This is a genomic window from Actinophytocola sp., assembly GCF_049647105.1.
GTDB lineage: Bacteria > Actinomycetota > Actinomycetes > Mycobacteriales > Pseudonocardiaceae > Actinophytocola.
Genome location: NZ_JBARWZ010000201.1, coordinates 1 through 17,324, shown reverse-complemented (window position 1 = coordinate 17,324; position 17,324 = coordinate 1). Strand labels below are relative to the sequence as shown.

Genomic DNA, 17,324 nt, shown 5'->3' with positions numbered 1-17,324 from the left:
GTCCTGCCCGGCTTGGGGGCGGGCAGGACGTCGTCACCTTCGCCGCACCTGGCCGGAACACCTTGTATAACACTGCGGAAACGCATGTTGGCCCATTGTGATCATCGGATCTATGGTATGCCGCACTGTCGTCGGTCACGCCAAACAACGAGGTAGGGCCCCCATGTCGTCCGACAAGCCAGGAGAACGGACCACCGGGCTGGTGTTCAGCCCGTGGAACCTGCTGCTCCTCATCCCCTTCATCGTCCTGTTCACCCCGCTCTACAACCGCGAGACACCCCAGCTCTTCGGGATGCCGTTCTTCTACTGGTTCCAGTTCGCGGTGATCTTCGTCGGCGTGCTGGCCACGATCACCGTGTACCGGATGACGAGGAAGACACCCGTCCGACCGGCCGCTGGTGAGGCCACGGACGTCGACCGGCTTGACGAGGGGAGCGCCGAGTAATGCAGTGGACAGAACTGATCATTTTCGTCCTGTTGTTCGGGCTCGTCACCGTCATGGGCTTCATCGCCGCCCGCTGGCGCGCGGCCGAGTCGCTCGACCACCTCGACGAGTGGGGCCTCGGCGGCCGCAAGTTCGGGTCGTGGATCACCTGGTTCCTCGTCGGCGGTGACCTCTACACGGCGTACACGTTCGTCGCCGTGCCCGCACTGCTGTTCGGCGCCGGTGCGATGGGCTTCTTCGCCCTGCCATACACGATCATCGCCTACCCGCTGGTGTTCCTGCCGGTGCTGCGCCTGTGGTCGGTGTCGCGGGCCCGCGGCTACGTGACCCCCGCGGACTTCGTGCGCGGCCGCTACGGCTCCCCGCTGCTGGCGCTGCTGGTCGCGATCACCGGCATCGTCGCCACCATGCCCTACATCGCGCTGCAACTCGTCGGGCTCGAGGCCGTGCTGCGGTCGATGGGCTTCAACGCGTCGGGTTTACTCGGCCACCTGCCGCTGCTGATCGCGTTCATCATCCTGGCGCTCTACACCTACCAGTCCGGGCTGCGCGCGCCCGCGTTGATCGCGTTCGTCAAGGACATCCTGATCTACGTGGTCATCCTGGTCGCGGTGATCTACCTGCCGGCCAAGCTCGGCGGCTGGGAGTCGATCTTCGGTGCCGCGTCGGACAAGCTGACCGCGGAGAACCCGAAGACGGGTGCCCCGTTCGGTGACATCCTGCTGAACTCCAACAACCAGCTGCAGTACGCGACGCTGGCGCTGGGTTCGGCGATGGCACTGTTCCTGTACCCGCACTCGGTGACCGGCGTCCTCGCCTCTCGTGGCCGGGATGTGCTGAAGCGCAACATGTCCGCGCTGCCCGCGTACTCGCTGCTGCTCGGTCTGCTCGCGCTGCTGGGCTTCGTCGCGATCGCCGCGGGCGTCACACCGATCACCAACAACGCGACCGGTCGTCCCGACACCAACACGATCATCCCGGAGCTGTTCAACTCGCAGTTCCCGTCGTGGTTCGCAGGCATCGCGTTCGCCGCGATCGGCATCGGCGCGCTCGTGCCAGCCGCGATCATGTCGATCGCCGCGGCGAACCTGTGGACCCGCAACATCTACAAGGAGTACATCCGCCGCAACGCCACCCCGAAGGACGAGGCCAAGCAGGCGAAGCTCGCGTCGCTGGTGGTCAAGTTCGGCGCCGTGCTGTTCATCGTGGTGATCGACCCGCAGTACGCGATCGACCTCCAGCTGATCGGCGGCGTGATCATCCTGCAGACACTGCCCGCGGTCGCGATCGCCTTGTACACCAAGTGGTTGCACCGCTGGGCGCTCATCGCCGGCTGGGCGGCGGGCATGCTGTGGGGAATGGTGCTGCTGTACCAGATCCCGAACCCGGCCAGTGGCCGCGCGCACTTCGGTGGTTCCGCACTGGCGCTGGACAAGCTGAACATTCTCGGCTGGCAGCCCTTCGAGGGGTCGACTGTTCAGATTTACGTCGGGTTCGTCGCGCTGATCGCGAACCTGCTCGTCGCGGTCGTCGTCACGTTCGTCATCCGCAGGATGAAGAACGTCTCCAACGGCGACGACGACACCACGGGTGAGGACTACCACGTGGACGAGCACGACGAGAACCTCAGGCCGATCGCCGTACACTGATCACATTTGGTTGGAAAGGCGCTTTCTAAACAGAGCTCTGTTTAGAAAGCGCCTTTCTGTTTTCGTGTTGTTCTCGCAATCCAACCCGACTTGTGCAAATGCACATGCACATGCAGAATCAGAACCCTTCTGAAGTAGCCATCCGCGGAAGGGGAGACCTGCGATGGCAGTAGGGGAGATCGCTGGAACCGCGACACGCGCGAGAGCCGAACCGGACCGGCCCGCCTGGCTGGAACTCGGCCCGGACGACCGCGCGGCCAGGTTCATGCGCCTGATGAACGATCTGAATCGAGGCTACGACAACGCGGGCGATGGCAAACGCATCACCTGTGGCCACGCGTACAACGGCGTCGAACCGGCGGTGGCGTGGACGTCGGTCTGCCGGGATCCTCGCCCCGGCGCGCCGAGGCAGAGCGTCGAGTCGTTCCCACGTCGCTGGGCGGGCCTCGGTGCCGGCATGCCGGCACAGCCCTGCCACTACGTGAGCCTGGGGCCCGGTGACGGGCGCAAGGACGGGGTCCTGCTGGCGGACCTGTCCCGAGCCAACCCCGACCTGTGCTACCTGCCGGTGGACACCAGCGAGGAGCTGCTGCACCTGGCGGTGTGTGGACTCATGCGCAGGCTGGACCTGCCTGCCGACCGGGTGCTGTCGCTGCCGTGGGACTTCTCGGTGGGGGAGAACGCGGGCGCCCTGCGCCGCCTGCTCGACGAGTTGTTCGGCCCGACGCCGGTGCTGTTCTCGCTGCTCGGCAACACCCTCGCCCACTTCGACGACGACGCGGCACTCCTCAAGAGACTGGCGGACGTGCTCCTCCGCCCTGGTGACCGCCTGCTGCTGGAGGTGGAGGTGACGATGGCCCTGGACGACCGGCTGGTCGTCGACGCCGTGGCCGAGTACGAGAACAGCACCGCGTTCGGCGAGTTCGTGGCGGCCACCCTCCAGGCGAACACGGATCTGCTGGTCGACCAGGACGCGGTGGAGCAGCTGGGTGCCGTGGAGGGCGACCGCGCCCTGATGGTGAAGACGGCCTACCGCAACCGGACCGGCGCCGACGTGCGGGTCACGCTGCCCAACAGCGCGGATGTCCGTTTCGCCCCGGACGACACGATCCGGCTGGCCCTGTCCAGGAAGTACTCCCCGGAGGGCCTGGCCGCCATGTTGAGCGACGCGGGCCTGACGGTCACGGGGGACACCTGTACCGGGACGGGCGGGCCGTTCGGGCTCGCACTGCTGATGCTGGCCTTGGAGGATCGCTAGGAACTTGGTCGAAAGACCCGCTTCGCGGGCCCGGAACTGCGCGCCCAGTGTCCGGTGCCCCAAAAGGCGCGTTCGGGAGGCTCACGGCCCCCGGGCGCGTCTTTGGGTACGGGGTCAGCCGAGAGCAAGCCCCCTCAGCAGGGGCAGATAAACCTCGTCCACCAGGGATTCGATCACCTCGTCGGGTACCGCCGCCCCGCAGAAGAACGTCTCGGCACGTATCAGGTCCAGTGGAAACCGGGCCGCTCTCCTCGGCACGACGACCGGCCGCAACTCCCCTCGGGCGGCGGCGTTGTCGACGATTCGCTGGATCTCCCCGATCAGCGGCGCGGAGTCCATCCGTTCCCGCAGCAACGACTGCACCTCGGGGTGATTGAAGGCCTCGGCCATCACGCCGGCGATGGTCTCGCTGATCATCCCGGCGGTGCGGTCGGAGATCCGGGTGAAGAGCCACACGAGATCAGCCCGTAGCGAACCCAGATCAGGCGTAGCCGACTCACTGGGCCGTTGCCGGGCCCATGCGGCGATAACGAGGTGCGCGCGGCTCTGCCATCTGCGATAAATGACGGGTTTGCTTGTCCCCGCCCGTTTTGCCACCGCCTCTATGGTGAGAGCTGTGTAGCCGACCTCGCTCAGTTCGGCCCACGCCGCGTCCAGGATGGCCTGTTCGAGGTGTTCGCCTCGCCTGCGTGTCTTGGCCTCGGCCACCCGACCCCTTAAGATACTTTGCGTTTCCTAACGAACTGGTCTACCTTCCGCCATATTAGACACGCTCCGTTCCTTCCCGGGGGGAAGCCTTGCTGAACCGATTGTTGGTGACCTACCTGCGGCCATACCGCCGCGACCTCACCGTGGTGCTCGCACTGCAGATGGTGGGCACGGTCGCCTCGCTCTACCTCCCCAGCCTCAACGCCGACATCATCGACTTCGGCGTCGCGCGCGGGGACACCGGTTACATCGTCGAGACCGGCGGCTGGATGCTCGCCGTGACGCTGGTGCAGATCGTGTGCTCGATCGGCGCCGTCTGGTACGGCGCACGGGTCGCGATGGCCTTCGGCCGTGACGTGCGGTCCGGGATCTTCCACCAGGTCGGCACGTTCTCCGCACGCGAGGTCGCCACGTTCGGCGCGCCGTCGCTGATCACCCGCACCACCAACGACGTGCAGCAGGTGCAGCTGCTCGTGGTCATGTTCTGCACGATCTTCGTCGCGGCGCCGATCATGTGCGTCGCCGGGGTGATCATGGCGTTGCGGGAGGATGTCGGCCTGTCCTGGCTGTTGCTCGTGTGCGTGCCGGTGCTCGCGATCTCCATCGGCCTGATCGTCATCCGCATGGTGCCGCAGTTCCGGTTGATGCAGGACCGGATCGACCAGGTGAACCGGGTCCTGCGCGAGCAGCTGTCCGGCATCCGCGTGGTCCGCGCGTTCGTCCGCGAGAAGGCGGAGAGCGCCCGGTTCGGCGAAGCCAACCGCAGCCTGGCCGACACCGCGCTGCGCGTCGGGCGGCTGCAGGCAATGATCTTCCCGACGGTCATGTTGATCCTCAACGTGTCCAGCGTGGCGGTGCTGTGGTTCGGCGCGCACCGCGTGGACACCGGTGAGATGCAGGTCGGCGCGCTGACCGCGTTCCTGACCTACCTGATGCAGATCCTGATGTCGGTCATGATGGCGACCTTCATCTCCATGATGATCCCGCGTGCGGCGGTCTGCGCCGAGCGCATCCAGGAGGTGCTCGACACCGAGTCGTCGGTGCGGTCACCGGAGGCGCCGGTCACCGAGTTGCCTTCGCGCGCGGAGGTCGAGTTCTCCGGCGTCGAGTTCCGGTACCCCGGCGCGGTCGACCCCGTGTTGCGCGACATCAGCTTCCGCGCCGAGGCAGGCAAGACCACCGCGATCATCGGCAGCACCGGTGCGGGCAAGACCTCGCTGCTCTCGCTCATCCCGCGGCTGATCGACGTCACCGGCGGCGAACTGCGCGTCAACGGCACCGACGTCCGCGCGCTGGAGCCGGACGTGCTGCGCGGCCGGATCGGGCTGGTGCCGCAACAGGCATATCTGTTCACCGGCACCATCGCGTCCAACCTGCGCTACGGCAACCCGGACGCCACGGACGAACAGCTGTGGAAGGCACTGGAGATCGCGCAGGCGCGTGACTTCGTCGAGGAGATGGGTGGCCTCGAGTCCGCGATCGCGCAGGGCGGCACCAACGTGTCCGGCGGGCAGCGGCAGCGGCTGTCGATCGCCCGCGCACTGGTGCGGCGGCCCGAGATCTACCTGTTCGACGACGCGTTCTCCGCGCTCGACCTGTCCACCGACGCCGCGTTGCGTGCCGCGCTGCGGCCGCACACCAGGCAGTCCGCGGTACTCGTGGTCGCGCAGCGCGTGTCCACGATCCTCGACGCCGACCAGATCATCGTGCTCGAGAACGGGGAGGTCGTCGGCATCGGCACGCACCGCGAGCTGATGGCGGACTGCCCGACCTACCTGGAAATCGTCGAGTCCCAGCTGACCCCGGAGCAGGCCGCATGAGTACCCCGACCGCAACCCGCAGGCCCATGATGGGGCGTCCCGGTGGCGGGGGTTTCCCCGGCATGCAGGGCCCGGTCAGCAAGGCCGACGACTTCAAGACCTCCGCCAAACGGCTCGTCCGGCGCATGCGGCCGGAGCGCGCGCACGTCCTGATGGTCGTCGCGCTCGGCGTGATCAGCGTCGGGTTCTCGGTGGCGGGACCGAAGATCCTCGGCCACGCGACGGACATCATCTTCGACGGCATCATCGCGCGGTATCGCGGCGTGCCGGGCGCGGGCATCGACTTCCCCGCGCTCGCGACCGTGCTCCAGTGGGTGCTCGGGCTGTACCTCGTTTCGTCGATCTTCGGGTGGCTCCAGGGCAGGCTGCTCAACTCGGTCGTGCAGCGCGTCGTGGTCGACCTGCGCGAGGACGTCGAGGCGAAGCTGCACCGGCTGCCACTGCGGTACTTCGACGGCCAGCCGCGCGGTGAGCTGCTTTCCCGTGTCACCAACGACATCGACAACATCTCGATGACGCTGCAGCAGACGCTGAGCCAGCTGCTCACGTCCCTGCTGACCGTGGTCGGCGTGCTGGCCATGATGTTCACCATCTCGCCGCTGCTGGCGCTGATCGCGCTCGCGGTCATCCCGGTGTCGGTGGTGCTCACCGGCCAGATCGGCAAGCGGTCGCAGAAGCTGTTCGTCGCGCAGTGGAAGCACACCGGCGCGCTCAACGCGCACATCGAGGAGTCGTTCACCGGCCACCAGCTGGTGAAGGTGTTCGGCAGGCAGAAGGAGTCGGAGGAGGAGTTCCGCGGCCGCAACGAGGAGCTGTACACCGCGTCGTCCGGCGCGCAGTTCGTGTCCGGCCTGATCATGCCGTCGATGATGTTCCTGTCGAACCTCAGCTACGTGGTCATCGCGGTGGTCGGCGGGTTGCGGATCACGTCCGGGACCATGACGCTCGGCGAGGTCACCGCGTTCATCCAGTACTCGCGGCAGTTCACGCAGCCGCTGACCCAGGTCGCGTCGATGGCGAACCTCATGCAGTCCGGGGTCGCGTCGGCGGAGCGGGTGTTCGAGGTGCTGGACGCCCACGAGCAGGAGCCGGACCCGGCCGAAGCGACACTGCCCGCGCAGCGGCGTGGCCGGGTCGAGTTCGAGGACGTGTCGTTCTCCTACCGGCCGGAGCAGCCGCTGATCGAGAACCTGTCGCTGGTGGCCGAACCCGGTCAGACGGTCGCGATCGTGGGGCCGACCGGTGCGGGCAAGACCACGCTGGTGAACCTGATCCTGCGGTTCTACGAGCTGGACGCCGGGCGGATCACCCTGGACGGGGCGGACATCACGGCGTTGAAGCGGGAGGACCTGCGGTCGCAGGTCGGCATGGTCCTGCAGGACACCTGGCTGTTCGGCGGGACGATCCGCGATAACATCGCCTACGGGAAGCCGGGTGCGACCGAGGAGGAGATCATCGCCGCGGCGCAGGCCACGTACGTTGACCGCTTCGTGCGCACCCTGCCGGACGGCTACGACACGGTGATCGACGAGGAGGCGTCCAACGTCTCCGCGGGTGAGAAGCAGCTGCTGACGATCGCGCGGGCGTTCCTGGCGAGCCCGTCGCTGCTGATCCTGGACGAGGCGACCAGCTCGGTCGACACGCGCACGGAGTCGTTGGTGCAGCACGCGATGGCCGCACTGCGCACGTCGCGGACCAGCTTCGTGATCGCCCACCGCCTGTCCACGATCCGCGACGCGGACCTCATCCTCGTGATGGAGGGCGGCCGCATCGTCGAGCAGGGCAACCACGAACAGCTGCTGGAACAGCGCGGTGCCTACCACCGCCTGTACTCCGCGCAGTTCGCGGCGCCGGTCGAGTGACGACCGGGGTCGCCCTGGTCACCGGAGCCGGGCGCGGCCTGGGTGCGGCAATCGCCCGCACCCTGGCCGCGCGCGGCTGGGCGGTGGCGGTGAACGACCTGCGGTCGGCGGACGACGTGGTAGCGGGCATCCTGGCCGATGGCGGCACAGCGGTCGCGGCACCGGGTGACGTCACCGACACCGACGACGTCACCCGGCTCGTCGCGGCGGTGACCGGACGGCTCGGGCCGATCGGGTGCCTGGTGCCGAACGCGACCGGGCCACAGCCGGTGGTCGAGTTCGCGGACCTGTCCTGGCGCACGCACCTCGACCAGCTCGAGTTCTTCGTCAAGAGCCCCACACTGCTCGCGCAGGCCGTGGTGCCGGGCATGAAGGACCTTGGCGGCGGCCGGATCGTGCACATCGGCTCCGACATGGCCGACCGGGCGCTGCCCGGCTGGTCCGCGTACGCGGCGGCGAAGGCCGGGCTGGCCGCGCTCACCAGGGTGTGGGCGCGGGAGCTGGGTCCGTTCGGCATCACCGTGAACGTGGTGGCACCCGGCTGGGTGCCGGTCGAGCGGCACGCGGACGCGACCCCGGCCGAGCTGGCCGAGTACACCGCCGATGTCCCGCTGCGCAGGCTGGGTGCGCCGGGTGACGTGGCGGGCACGGTGGCGTTCCTCGCGTCGGACGACGCCGCTTTCCTCACCGGGCAGTGCATCCGGGTGAACGGCGGCCACAGCATCGCGCTCCGATGACGGTGCCGCGGTTCGCCATGGTTCACTCCGCGAACAACTCCTCGGGATCCTCCCGGTCCCCACCCGCCGAGAACAGCGGCCCGGAGGCCGTGTCGGCGCCGACGTGCCGCCACCACTCCGCCTCCCGCCTGCTGCGCACGTCATCGACCGCGACCACGGCACCCGAGTCGTGCACCATCGCGGAGAGACCCGTCAACGCCAGACCCAGCAGCGACTTCCGCGACGCGCCACGTGCCTGCGACACCAGCCGCGCGGTCAGGGCCACGGCCCGCACCGGCAACCCGCCCAGCCGCACCACCTCCGACGGGTCACCGCCGAAACCATGCATGGCCGTGCCGACCCCGGCCGCCGCGAGAGACGCCAGGTTGTCCACCGACCGGGCCCGGCCATCGAACACCTCGGCCGCGGGCATCGCGAGCTCCAACCGGCCCGCGGGCAGTTCGGCCTCGTCCAGCGCGGTCAGCACGGTGTCGACGAGGTCCGGTGCTGCCGACTGGTTCGGCGTCAGGCGCACGGACAGCGGCAGGTTCCCGTCCGGCATCCGCCAGCACGCGTTCCGCAGCAGCCACTGCCCAAGCCTCGGGCTCAGCCCGATCTGCTCCACCACGTCGGCCAGCCCGGGCTCCTGCCACCGCACGAACCCGTCGACGCCGGCCGGTTGCGCATCGACGAGGCCGACCCGCAGGCGGTAGCCGATCGTGAGCCGCTCGTCCTCCAGTGCGCTCGGCATGGTCGCGGCGAGCCGCAGCAGTCTGCGGTCGTGTGCGTCCTCGTCCGGCATGAGCATGCGCCACCGGCCGGGGCCTTCTTCCTTGGCGTACCGGAGCGCGATGTCGGCCGCCTGCAGGAACTCGACCGGGTCCGCGCGGTGCGGTGGACTCTGCACCACACCGATGCTGGCGGTCGGCGTGAGGCCGAGGTCCGCGACATGCGTGGTGGTCGTGACGGCCGTGTTGATGGCGGTGACCACCTCGGCCGGGGAGGTGCCGTTCGCGTCGCGCTCCTGCAGGACGGTGAAACCGGCCCGGTCGAACCGCGCCACCATCATGCCCTCGCCGGGCATCGCGGACCGCAGCCGCACCGCGATCGCGGTCATCAGCGCGTCCGCGTGCGGGCCGCCGAGACCCTCGTTGAACACCTCGAACCCGTTCAGCTCGATCCGGAACAGCGCGGTCGGGCTGCCGGAGTTGAGCACCTCCTCCAGGCGGGTGCCGAAGAACTGCCGGTTCGGCAGGCCGGTGAGCGGATCGTGCAGGAGCTGGTGGCTCAGCTGGCGCCGCAGCAGTGTCAGCTCGGTCGAGGTGTCACCGAAGTCCGTCTGTCTGTTCTCGGCCGCGTACATCGCCCTCTTGGCGACCTCTATGAGCGCACGGCACATGGTCTCCTGCTGGTCGGTGGTACGGCGCCGGACAGCCTCCGTGAAGCCGCCCGCCAGCGCGCCGAACAGCCGGACCACCCGCTCCGGCGGCGGCTTCCGCACGTCGTGGTCGGTCAGCAGCGGCCCGGCCAGGACGTCCACCGTGCACTGCAGACTCGACTTGTCCGCGCAGTTCAGCGCCACCAGCTCGGCGCCGACCCGCTCCGCCGTCTCCAGTCCGAGCGGCTCGGCGGCGAGTGCCGCGAACAGGTCGTCGACCATCTCCAGCAGCGGCTTCTCGAGAGCGGTGTGCTCCGACGGCACGTACGTCGTCATGCTGATCAGGTACGCCCACTTGCGTGCGACCCTGACCCGCGCCTTCTCCCGGTCAGCCTGCGATCTCGGCGCGTGCGGTTCGTTCGGCAAGGGCTTGGTCATGAATGGATCATCCGATCGGCGATTTTCGTCTTCTCGGCATAATGCGTGATACGTTCATGATGGAACGCAGGTTGTGCCAATCCGATTGTTCGAAGCTTGTCGAACGTGCGTCCATTTTCGAAACTCGCCGAGTCGGCGACCACGAAGTACGCGTGCGCGATGTCGCCATCCGCGTGAAGGCCTTCTGTGTGGCCAAGTCCGTGCTTCACCAGCGCGGGGTTGGGCCCGAGCGCCGACAGGCGTCCAGGTGCCTCCGGAACCGACATCCGTAACTCCTCGCCTCGCGAGACGGATTACGATAAGCGTCCGGAAGTGGTCTTCGACAGCACCCGAACGGGTGCAGACAGGGTGAATTCTGTCGACTGGCGCAAATGGCGTCCGCGTCGCGCGTTGCCCGGTGGCCGCTGTCCCGTCGCCGGGGCCGCGACGAAGGAAGTGGCCCGGGTGGTTGAGGATGCGGCACCCGGGGTACCACTGAACCGGACATATCGTCGACCGAAGGGACGTACCCCGTGGCGCACGACCCCACCCGCCGCTCGCTCCGCATGCTCGCCGTCATCGGCGCGCTGGCCGCGCTGCCGCTCCTCGCGGCGTGCAACGACAGCGAGGAGGACGATGACGACGGCGACGACGACAGCATGGGCCGCCCCGCTGCCGTGCTCGTCGTGACCCAGTAGCGGGTCAGTGCTGCATGGTGGGGTCACCCTCGAGAGAGCCGCCGATCTCCCCTCGGAGTCGTTCCATGTCGGCGACCTCGATGCTGGTGAGCGCCCACCGCTCCCCGACGAGGTACGTGGCGCCGTAGATCAGCGCCGTGTCGAGCCAGGTGCGCTTCTTCTCGTCGGTGGTGAAGTCGAGCAGCATGTATCGGGTGGCGTCGGTGGCACAGGCGGCCTGGCGGAAGTCGCTGGTCCTGCCCTGGAACTCCGGCGTACACCCGACCTTCTCGGCCAGCTCCTCGACGGTGTAGGCCCGGTCGGCGGGTGGTGGCGGCGCCTCCTGCCCGCACCCGGCCAGCACTGAGAAGAGGGCAACAAGAATCCCGACCCGCAACCGCGCCATACCCACATACACGAAATTCCCCCCACTCCGGTTCACCCACGCGCGTCCAACCGGGGTGACCCGCGTGTGCCCGAAGGTGCGACTCGCGAGTCCTGAGCGTTGAACTCGCAGGTCATGCGGGTTGAACTCGCGGGTCATGCGGGTTGAACTCGCGGGTCATGCGGGTTGGACTCGCGAGTTGGGGGCCGGGCCTGACGAACGCTTAGTTCCGGGGCAGACCAGTCAGGAACGTGGTGTTGGTCTGGGTTTTGCGCAGGCCGTCGAGCAGGATGTCGATGGCCTGCTGGTTGTCGCGGGTGCTCAGGGCGTTGCGGAGGGCCCTGGTGGCCGCCAGCTCACGGGGCGAGAGCAGCAGCTCCTCCTTGCGCGTGCCCGACTGGCGCACGTCCACCGCCGGGAACACGCGGCGCTCGGCGGTCCGCCGGTCGAGGCGCAGTTCCGCGTTGCTCGTGCCCTTGAACTCCTCGAAGATCAACGAGTCGCCCGCAGAGCCGGTCTCGATGAGAGCCGTCGCGAAGATGGTCAGTGAGCCGCCACCCTCGATGTTGCGGGCCGCGCCGAGGAAGCGCTTCGGCGGGATCAGGGCACTGGAGTCGACACCGCCGCTCAGCGTGCGGCCGTTCCCGGGGGCGCCAAGGTTGTACGCGCGGCCGAGCCGGGTGAGCGAGTCGAGCAGCACGACCACGTCGCGGCCCTGTTCGACGAGGCGCTTCGCCCGTTCGATCGCCAGCTCCGCGAGCGCGATGTGCTCACGTGGCGGCTGGTCGAACGTCGCCGCGACCACCTCGGCCGGCACGCCCCTGGCGAGGTCGGTGACCTCCTCCGGCCGCTCGCCGACGAGCACCATCATGAGGTGACACTCGGGGTGGTTCTTGGCGATGCCGTGCGCGATCGCCTGCAGCACGGTCGTCTTGCCTGCCTTGGGTGGCGCGACGATCAGCGCGCGCTGCCCCTTGCCGACCGGCATGACGAGGTCGATCACCCGTGCGGTGAGTGCGTGCGGTTCGGTTTCGAGCCGCAGTCTTTCGTTGGGGTACAGGGAGGTCAGGTCGGCGAACGCGGGACGCGGGTACCGTGGCCGCTGCCCGTTCACACTTTCGACGGTCGCGAGCCTGCCGGACCGGGTGTCCCCGGTGACGGTGTCGCCGCGCCGCAAGTCGTTGGCACGCACCAATCCCATGGGGACTGAGGTGTCCCCGGGATCGGGCAGGTAGCCGTCGGCACGCACGAACGCGCGATCACCGACGATGTCAAGTATTCCGTTGACAGACATGGGAAATCTCCAAAGAAGGTAAGAACAGTCGCTTGAGGACTGAAAGATGAGAGGCTCAGTGGGGGAAGAGGTCCGCAACCACGAGCGGTGCGCCGAGGTTACCTCCCCGGCCGCGCGATGCGCAACCGTCTAAGGTTCCACCGTCAGTCCCCACCGTCGAAGGAGAAGACACAAGTGGCCGTTTCCGCTGATCTCGCGAAGCAGCTCGACAAGGCATACGAGGACCTGAGCGTCACGGAGATCCTGGACGCGCCGGTGGCCGCCATCTCGGGCGTGAGCGAGGGCGACGCCGAGAAGCTGGCCGCCGCGTTCAACATCAAGACCGTGCGCGACCTCGGCACCAGCAAGTACTTCCGGCTGGCTGCCGCACTGGCCGAGCTGGAGAACCTCTCCAACTGACTTGAACGCGGCGGGTGGCCGCGTTGTTCCCGTGGTCACCCGCCGCGGTGGCGATGGTCACCGCCGTGCCTGCGGCGTGAGCAACTCGAAGGCGTGCCGCCGGTGCGTGGCGAACAGGTCGAGCGCGGCCGTCGCGTCCCGGGAGCGGAGCGCGGCGACCAGCTCGCGGTGCTCGTCCGGGATGTGTGACAGGTAGCCCTCGGCGCTGACCCCGATCCGCGTCAGCAGGAACAGGTGGACCTGCGAGCGGATCGCCCCCCACGCCTCCGCCAGCCGCCGGTGCCCGGCGGCCGCGTACACGGCGTCGTGGAACTCGATGTCGCAGCGCACCATGGCGTGCTCGTCCTCGGCACGCGCCATGCGGGTGGCGGCCAGCTCGATCGTGGCGAGGTCGTCGTCGCAGGCGTGCGCGACGACCTGTTCGACGGCCAGCCGCTCCAGCGCGCCACGCAGGCTGTCCAGCTCGGCGATGTCGGTCGGCGACAGCGTCATGACGGTGGCGCCCCGATGCCACGCGCTGCGCACCAGACCCTCGCGCTCCAGGCGCAACAGCGCCTCGCGGACGGGCCCCCGGCTGACCTCGAGCGCGGCGGCCAGCTCGACCTCGCGCAGCTGCGCGCCCAGCTCGTAGGCACCACTGAAGATCGCGTCCCGGATGCTGTCCGCGACCTCGTCGGCCAGGCCCCGGCGCCGTGCCGGAGCCACCCGTGCAGTCATGTCGCAATGTTAACATTACGACATGACCACTGACCTGCCCATCCCGCGCTTCCACCTGGCCATGCCGGTCGACGACCTGACCGCCGCACGGCAGTTCTACGGCGAGGTGCTGGGCCTCGAACAGGGCCGCAGCTCGGACACGTGGGTGGACTGGAACCTGCACGGGCACCAGTTCGTGACACACCTCGCGCCCGCCCGGGCGCAGCGCGTCCACAACCCGGTCGACGGTCACGACGTCCCGGTGCCGCACTTCGGCCTGATCCTGACCGTCCCCGGCTTCCGGGACCTGGCGGACCGCCTCCGCGCGGCGGGCACCGAGTTCGTCATCGAGCCGTACGTCCGCTTCAAGGGCGAAACGGGCGAGCAGTGGACGATGTTCCTCATGGACCCGGCGGGCAACGCCCTGGAGTTCAAGGCCTTCGCCGACGACTCCCAGGTCTTCGCGGCTTAGGTGCCCGGTCGCGGGGTGGCTCAGGGCACGAGCAGCGGCCGGAACGCCCCCTGCACGTCGGTGACCGACGCGGCGACGTACACCTGCGACGGCGGCCCGAGATCGGTATAGCCGTACGACGTGTACTCGAGGACGGCCGGACAACTCGCCCCGCCGATCTCCAGGTTGAACTGGGCGACGAGCTTCCCGGTCCGCACCTCGAACACCCGCAGCGGGATCGCGATCCGGTGGAACGTCACGTCGGTGTACCCGAACGGGGACAGGCCGGACTTGGACTCGTACGGGCAGGTCTGGACAGGCGTGCCGTACGCGGTCTCCCCGGCACAGACGACGATGACGGCGTCGGCCGCGTCCGTGGCCCGCCAGCCCGGCGGGATCTTGCCGGTGTGGGCGTCGTTGCCGTAGACCAGCGCACGGTTGGGCGCGTTGGGGACGTAGGGCTTGGCGCCGCTGTAGGGCGCGGGCTTGTCGCAGTAGGCGGGCACCGAGCCGGCGGCCGGGGTCAGCAGGGTGCGCACGTTGGCGAGCTCGATGGCCTGGGTGGCCACCGTGAGGCCGGTCTGGGCCTTGGGCGCCAGGTCGTGGTCGGGATACTGGTCGAGGAACTGCTGGTAGTCGCGGCGGGCGGACTGCCAGTCGCTCTTGTCCGCGAAGAAGTCAGCGCATTCGACGATCGCGGCCGGCGCGAGCCGCGGCACGACCTCGGCGGCGCCACTGAGCACACCGCGCGGCTTCTCTTTCGCCAGCCGGTCGGTGAGGGCCTTGGTGTCACAGGCATCCTCGACGGGCAGCCCTTCGACGAACCGGTCCACAGTGGAGCGAACCATCTCCTCGTGTCCTGGCAGCCCGGCGAGCACCTTCCTGAGGTCCCTGAACCCGGCGGCGAGTGAGTCGGCGTCCCCGCCGTCGAGTGCCTCGTCGAGTTTCCTGCCCGCGGTGCGTAACTGGTCACAGGCCCGGGTGGTGGTGCCGGCTCGCTCCGTCAGCGGCGCGTCGGCCACCCGGTGCCCGAACCAGAGCGCGCCGGTGGCGTCGAGAGCGGCGGCGCAGTCCCCATCGGCCCGCGCGTCGGCGGTGTCCTGCTCGAGCCCGGCGGCGTCGAACCGCAGCAACCCGAACACGAGCAGCACGGGGACCGCCGCGCCGAGAGCGACAAACCGTTGCCCGCGCACCGGATCGGGCCGCGGCCGCCGCCGGGCGAGCACCCAGCCGTGCACGATGACCGCCACCCACCAGGCGACGATGACGAACTCGAACCACAGCGTGGGGGTGACGGACAGGAGGAGGAAGAGAAACAGAACCGTCACCAGAACAGTGGCGACGGCGAGCCCTTTCCGGCCGAGCAGGACGTACCCGACGCCGAGCAGCGAAGCGTTCCCGACCGCGACGGCCAGCGGATCGGCCGGCTTCGGCGGCCGAGGCACCCGGGTGCCGTAGCTGGGTGTCGCGTCGGGGTCGTAGAACGTCGGCCGCGACTCGGTGACGTGTTGCCCGTAGGGAGCGGAACCGCCGTACTGCCCGGCCCCGGCGACCGTGGGCCGATCGTCTTCCGGCACTGCGGGCTCGTCAGGCTGGTTCTCTTGCGTGGCTTGGGCTTCGGCCGCCTGCCGCTCGTCCGGCACCCCGGGACCCTCGGGCGGTGTGGAGGGCTCGTGGTCCGGCTCGGGATGCGGCGGGCGATCCATCGGTGGGGTTCCTTCCCGAGAACTGACGGCGGCGGAAGTATTGTCCCGCCGTCAGGTCGGGAGGGGTCCCGGAATTATCCGGTTCGTGATGCCCGCGGTGGCGGCTCAAAGGTCTCGCTACTGGGCTTGACGGCCGCGCTCCGACCTCGTCCGCCCCGTCCACGACGAGGTCGCCGGGAGCAGGTCATCTCGACCATCGCGATATCCAGGCCAGTAGGTCTGTGTCCAGCAGCGAGCCCACGACGTGGTCGGCCGGGAAGTCGTCGTGCCGCAACGTCGGCACGCCGACGACGCGTACGCCCGCGGACCGCGCGGACGTCAATCCGGTCATGGAGTCCTCGAACGCCAGGGTGTCGCCGGTCGGGACGCCGAGCATCGCGCACGCACGCTGGTACATGTCCGGCGCCGGTTTGGGGTGCTCGACCTCGTCGGCGGCGATGCTCACCGGGAACGTGTTCGTGAAGCCCCCTCTGGCGAGGGCCGCGTCGAGCAGCGCGCGCGGTGAGTTGCTCGCCACCGCGATCGGCATGGCACACGCGAGGACCCGCTCGACGACGGCGTGCGCGCCTGCCATCGCCTCGGCCTTCGCGCCGACCACCTCGGCCACCAGGACGAGCAACTCCTCGGCGATGCTCCCGGCGCCGCCCGGCTCGCCGAACAGCCCGGCCAGCGAGTCCGCGGCGTCCGCGACCGACCTGCCGATCACGAGCGCCTTCTGCTCGGCCCCGAATGGCAGTCCACGCCGGGCGAACAGCTCGGTCTCGGCGACCGTCCAGCAGGACTCGGTGTCCATCAGCAGCCCGTCGCAGTCGAACACCACGGCCTTGGGCCGCCAGTCGAACAACGTGACCTCAGATGCCATGTTCCAACGCTCCCAACATGTCCGCCAGCCGACGGAACCGAGCTTGAACAACAAAGACCGCAGGTCAGCGATGATACTGACCTGCGGAGAAGTACGGTCTCTCGCACTTCAGTGTGGTTGCCGGAACGCCGGATGAGATGCTGAACGCGCTCAGCGTAAGCAGGAGGTCCTGGAAGTGATCGTTGTGCCGCGTCTCCTGACCAGCGTACTCCGCGACGCCGACGGGCTACATGCAAAGCTGCTTTCGCTCGCATTCGCCGAACACGCTTTGCTAGCTGGCGACGGCGTCGTATCGCCCGTTCACCTCTCGCACGCGCTGGGCTATATCGCGGCCGCGAGGGAATTTGTGGAAGGAAAAGTAGACCTCGCTGCTCTCGGTCGAGCCCATAGCGAATACTTCGCGAACAGAACGGGCCGCGACACCCAGTCGGAGAAAGTAACGTGGATCGCGGCGGTGGCCGTCTCCGTTGCCTGTCAGACCCGTATCCGCGAGTAAGGCGGTGACACGCTGCTGAGATGGTGATAGGTGCCGCTCTGGCCTGGGATGATGGTGGTTGCGAAGACACAATCACGCCCGGGAGAGGACACCTATCGAGTGGGT

At 68.6% G+C, this 17,324-nt stretch carries 18 protein-coding genes; 10 read left to right on the top strand and 8 right to left on the bottom strand.

All coding sequences use genetic code 11. From position 1 onward, the window contains the following. The first annotated feature begins 163 nt into the window (after window positions 1-163). The 3 genes from WBA97_RS23790 (at window position 164) to WBA97_RS23780 (ending at window position 3,352) form a co-directional block, all read left to right on the top strand. Window positions 164-445 (top strand): DUF3311 domain-containing protein, encoded by a 282-nt coding sequence (locus WBA97_RS23790; protein WP_424233117.1) that lies wholly within the window; start codon window positions 164-166, stop codon window positions 443-445. Further along, the gene (mctP, locus tag WBA97_RS23785) at window positions 445-2,094 is read left to right on the top strand and encodes a monocarboxylate uptake permease MctP (protein WP_424233116.1); all 1,650 of its coding nucleotides are present in this window, start codon (window positions 445-447) and stop codon (window positions 2,092-2,094) included. The genes WBA97_RS23790 and mctP overlap by 1 nt, the downstream gene beginning before the upstream one ends. A 163-nt stretch (window positions 2,095-2,257) precedes the next feature. Next, window positions 2,258-3,352, top strand: a complete 1,095-nt coding sequence (locus WBA97_RS23780; protein ID WP_424233115.1) for an L-histidine N(alpha)-methyltransferase — start codon at window positions 2,258-2,260, stop codon at window positions 3,350-3,352. Between the two features lie 114 nt (window positions 3,353-3,466). On the opposite strand, the gene WBA97_RS23775 is transcribed toward WBA97_RS23780, so the two are convergent. Beyond that, complete coding sequence (locus WBA97_RS23775; protein ID WP_424233114.1) at window positions 3,467-4,060, bottom strand: TetR/AcrR family transcriptional regulator; 594 nt, start codon at window positions 4,058-4,060, stop codon at window positions 3,467-3,469. Window positions 4,061-4,149: 89 nt separating this feature from the next. Between WBA97_RS23775 and WBA97_RS23770 the strand changes: the two genes are divergently transcribed. Genes WBA97_RS23770 through WBA97_RS23760 form a run of 3 tightly spaced genes read left to right on the top strand, consistent with a single transcriptional unit; the run spans window position 4,150 to window position 8,479 of the window. Then, entirely contained in the window at window positions 4,150-5,880 is a 1,731-nt protein-coding gene (locus tag WBA97_RS23770) for an ABC transporter ATP-binding protein (RefSeq protein WP_424233113.1), read from the top strand. After that, a complete protein-coding gene (locus WBA97_RS23765; RefSeq protein WP_424233112.1) occupies window positions 5,877-7,742 on the top strand; it encodes an ABC transporter ATP-binding protein in 1,866 nt (621 codons plus the stop codon). The genes WBA97_RS23770 and WBA97_RS23765 overlap by 4 nt, the downstream gene beginning before the upstream one ends. Then, window positions 7,739-8,479, top strand: a complete 741-nt coding sequence (locus tag WBA97_RS23760) for an SDR family oxidoreductase (protein WP_424233111.1) — start codon at window positions 7,739-7,741, stop codon at window positions 8,477-8,479. The genes WBA97_RS23765 and WBA97_RS23760 overlap by 4 nt, the downstream gene beginning before the upstream one ends. Before the next feature lie 22 nt (window positions 8,480-8,501). On the opposite strand, the gene WBA97_RS23755 is transcribed toward WBA97_RS23760, so the two are convergent. Both WBA97_RS23755 and WBA97_RS23750 read right to left on the bottom strand, forming a co-directional pair. Beyond that, entirely contained in the window at window positions 8,502-10,274 is a 1,773-nt protein-coding gene (locus WBA97_RS23755; RefSeq protein WP_424233110.1) for a diguanylate cyclase domain-containing protein, read from the bottom strand. Next, window positions 10,271-10,540 (bottom strand): hypothetical protein, encoded by a 270-nt coding sequence (locus WBA97_RS23750; protein WP_424233109.1) that lies wholly within the window; start codon window positions 10,538-10,540, stop codon window positions 10,271-10,273. Before WBA97_RS23750 ends, WBA97_RS23755 begins: the two co-directional genes overlap by 4 nt. A 246-nt stretch (window positions 10,541-10,786) precedes the next feature. Here WBA97_RS23750 and WBA97_RS23745 point away from each other — a divergent pair, with 246 nt between their 5' ends. Then, a complete protein-coding gene (locus tag WBA97_RS23745) occupies window positions 10,787-10,951 on the top strand; it encodes a hypothetical protein (RefSeq protein WP_424233108.1) in 165 nt (54 codons plus the stop codon). 4 nt (window positions 10,952-10,955) lie between these two features. Here WBA97_RS23745 and WBA97_RS23740 read toward each other — a convergent pair whose 3' ends face one another. Together WBA97_RS23740 and WBA97_RS23735 are read right to left on the bottom strand one after the other, a co-directional pair. Beyond that, window positions 10,956-11,294, bottom strand: coding sequence for a hypothetical protein (locus tag WBA97_RS23740; protein ID WP_424233107.1), 339 nt, complete (start codon window positions 11,292-11,294; stop codon window positions 10,956-10,958). Between the two features lie 244 nt (window positions 11,295-11,538). Further along, a complete protein-coding gene (locus WBA97_RS23735; RefSeq protein WP_424233106.1) occupies window positions 11,539-12,609 on the bottom strand; it encodes a transcription termination factor Rho, short form in 1,071 nt (356 codons plus the stop codon). Between the two features lie 174 nt (window positions 12,610-12,783). Here WBA97_RS23735 and WBA97_RS23730 point away from each other — a divergent pair, with 174 nt between their 5' ends. Next, window positions 12,784-13,008, top strand: a complete 225-nt coding sequence (locus tag WBA97_RS23730) for a hypothetical protein (RefSeq protein WP_424233105.1) — start codon at window positions 12,784-12,786, stop codon at window positions 13,006-13,008. A 57-nt stretch (window positions 13,009-13,065) separates the two neighbouring features. Here the strand turns inward: WBA97_RS23730 and WBA97_RS23725 are convergent, their stop codons facing one another. Then, window positions 13,066-13,725 (bottom strand): GntR family transcriptional regulator, encoded by a 660-nt coding sequence (locus WBA97_RS23725; RefSeq protein ID WP_424233104.1) that lies wholly within the window; start codon window positions 13,723-13,725, stop codon window positions 13,066-13,068. A 22-nt stretch (window positions 13,726-13,747) separates the two neighbouring features. On the opposite strand from WBA97_RS23725, the gene WBA97_RS23720 reads away from it, so the two are divergent. Beyond that, window positions 13,748-14,176, top strand: a complete 429-nt coding sequence (locus tag WBA97_RS23720; protein ID WP_424233103.1) for a VOC family protein — start codon at window positions 13,748-13,750, stop codon at window positions 14,174-14,176. A 20-nt stretch (window positions 14,177-14,196) separates the two neighbouring features. Here WBA97_RS23720 and WBA97_RS23715 read toward each other — a convergent pair whose 3' ends face one another. Then, window positions 14,197-15,861 carry a tetratricopeptide repeat protein gene (locus tag WBA97_RS23715; protein ID WP_424233102.1) on the bottom strand — a complete coding sequence of 555 codons (1,665 nt, stop codon included), beginning with the start codon at window positions 15,859-15,861 and terminating at the stop codon, window positions 14,197-14,199. Between the two features lie 184 nt (window positions 15,862-16,045). Further along, entirely contained in the window at window positions 16,046-16,723 is a 678-nt protein-coding gene (locus WBA97_RS23710) for an HAD family hydrolase (protein WP_424233101.1), read from the bottom strand. A gap of 175 nt (window positions 16,724-16,898) precedes the next feature. Here WBA97_RS23710 and WBA97_RS23705 point away from each other — a divergent pair, with 175 nt between their 5' ends. Beyond that, window positions 16,899-17,219 (top strand): hypothetical protein, encoded by a 321-nt coding sequence (locus WBA97_RS23705; RefSeq protein WP_424233100.1) that lies wholly within the window; start codon window positions 16,899-16,901, stop codon window positions 17,217-17,219. Window positions 17,220-17,324 lie beyond the last annotated feature (105 nt).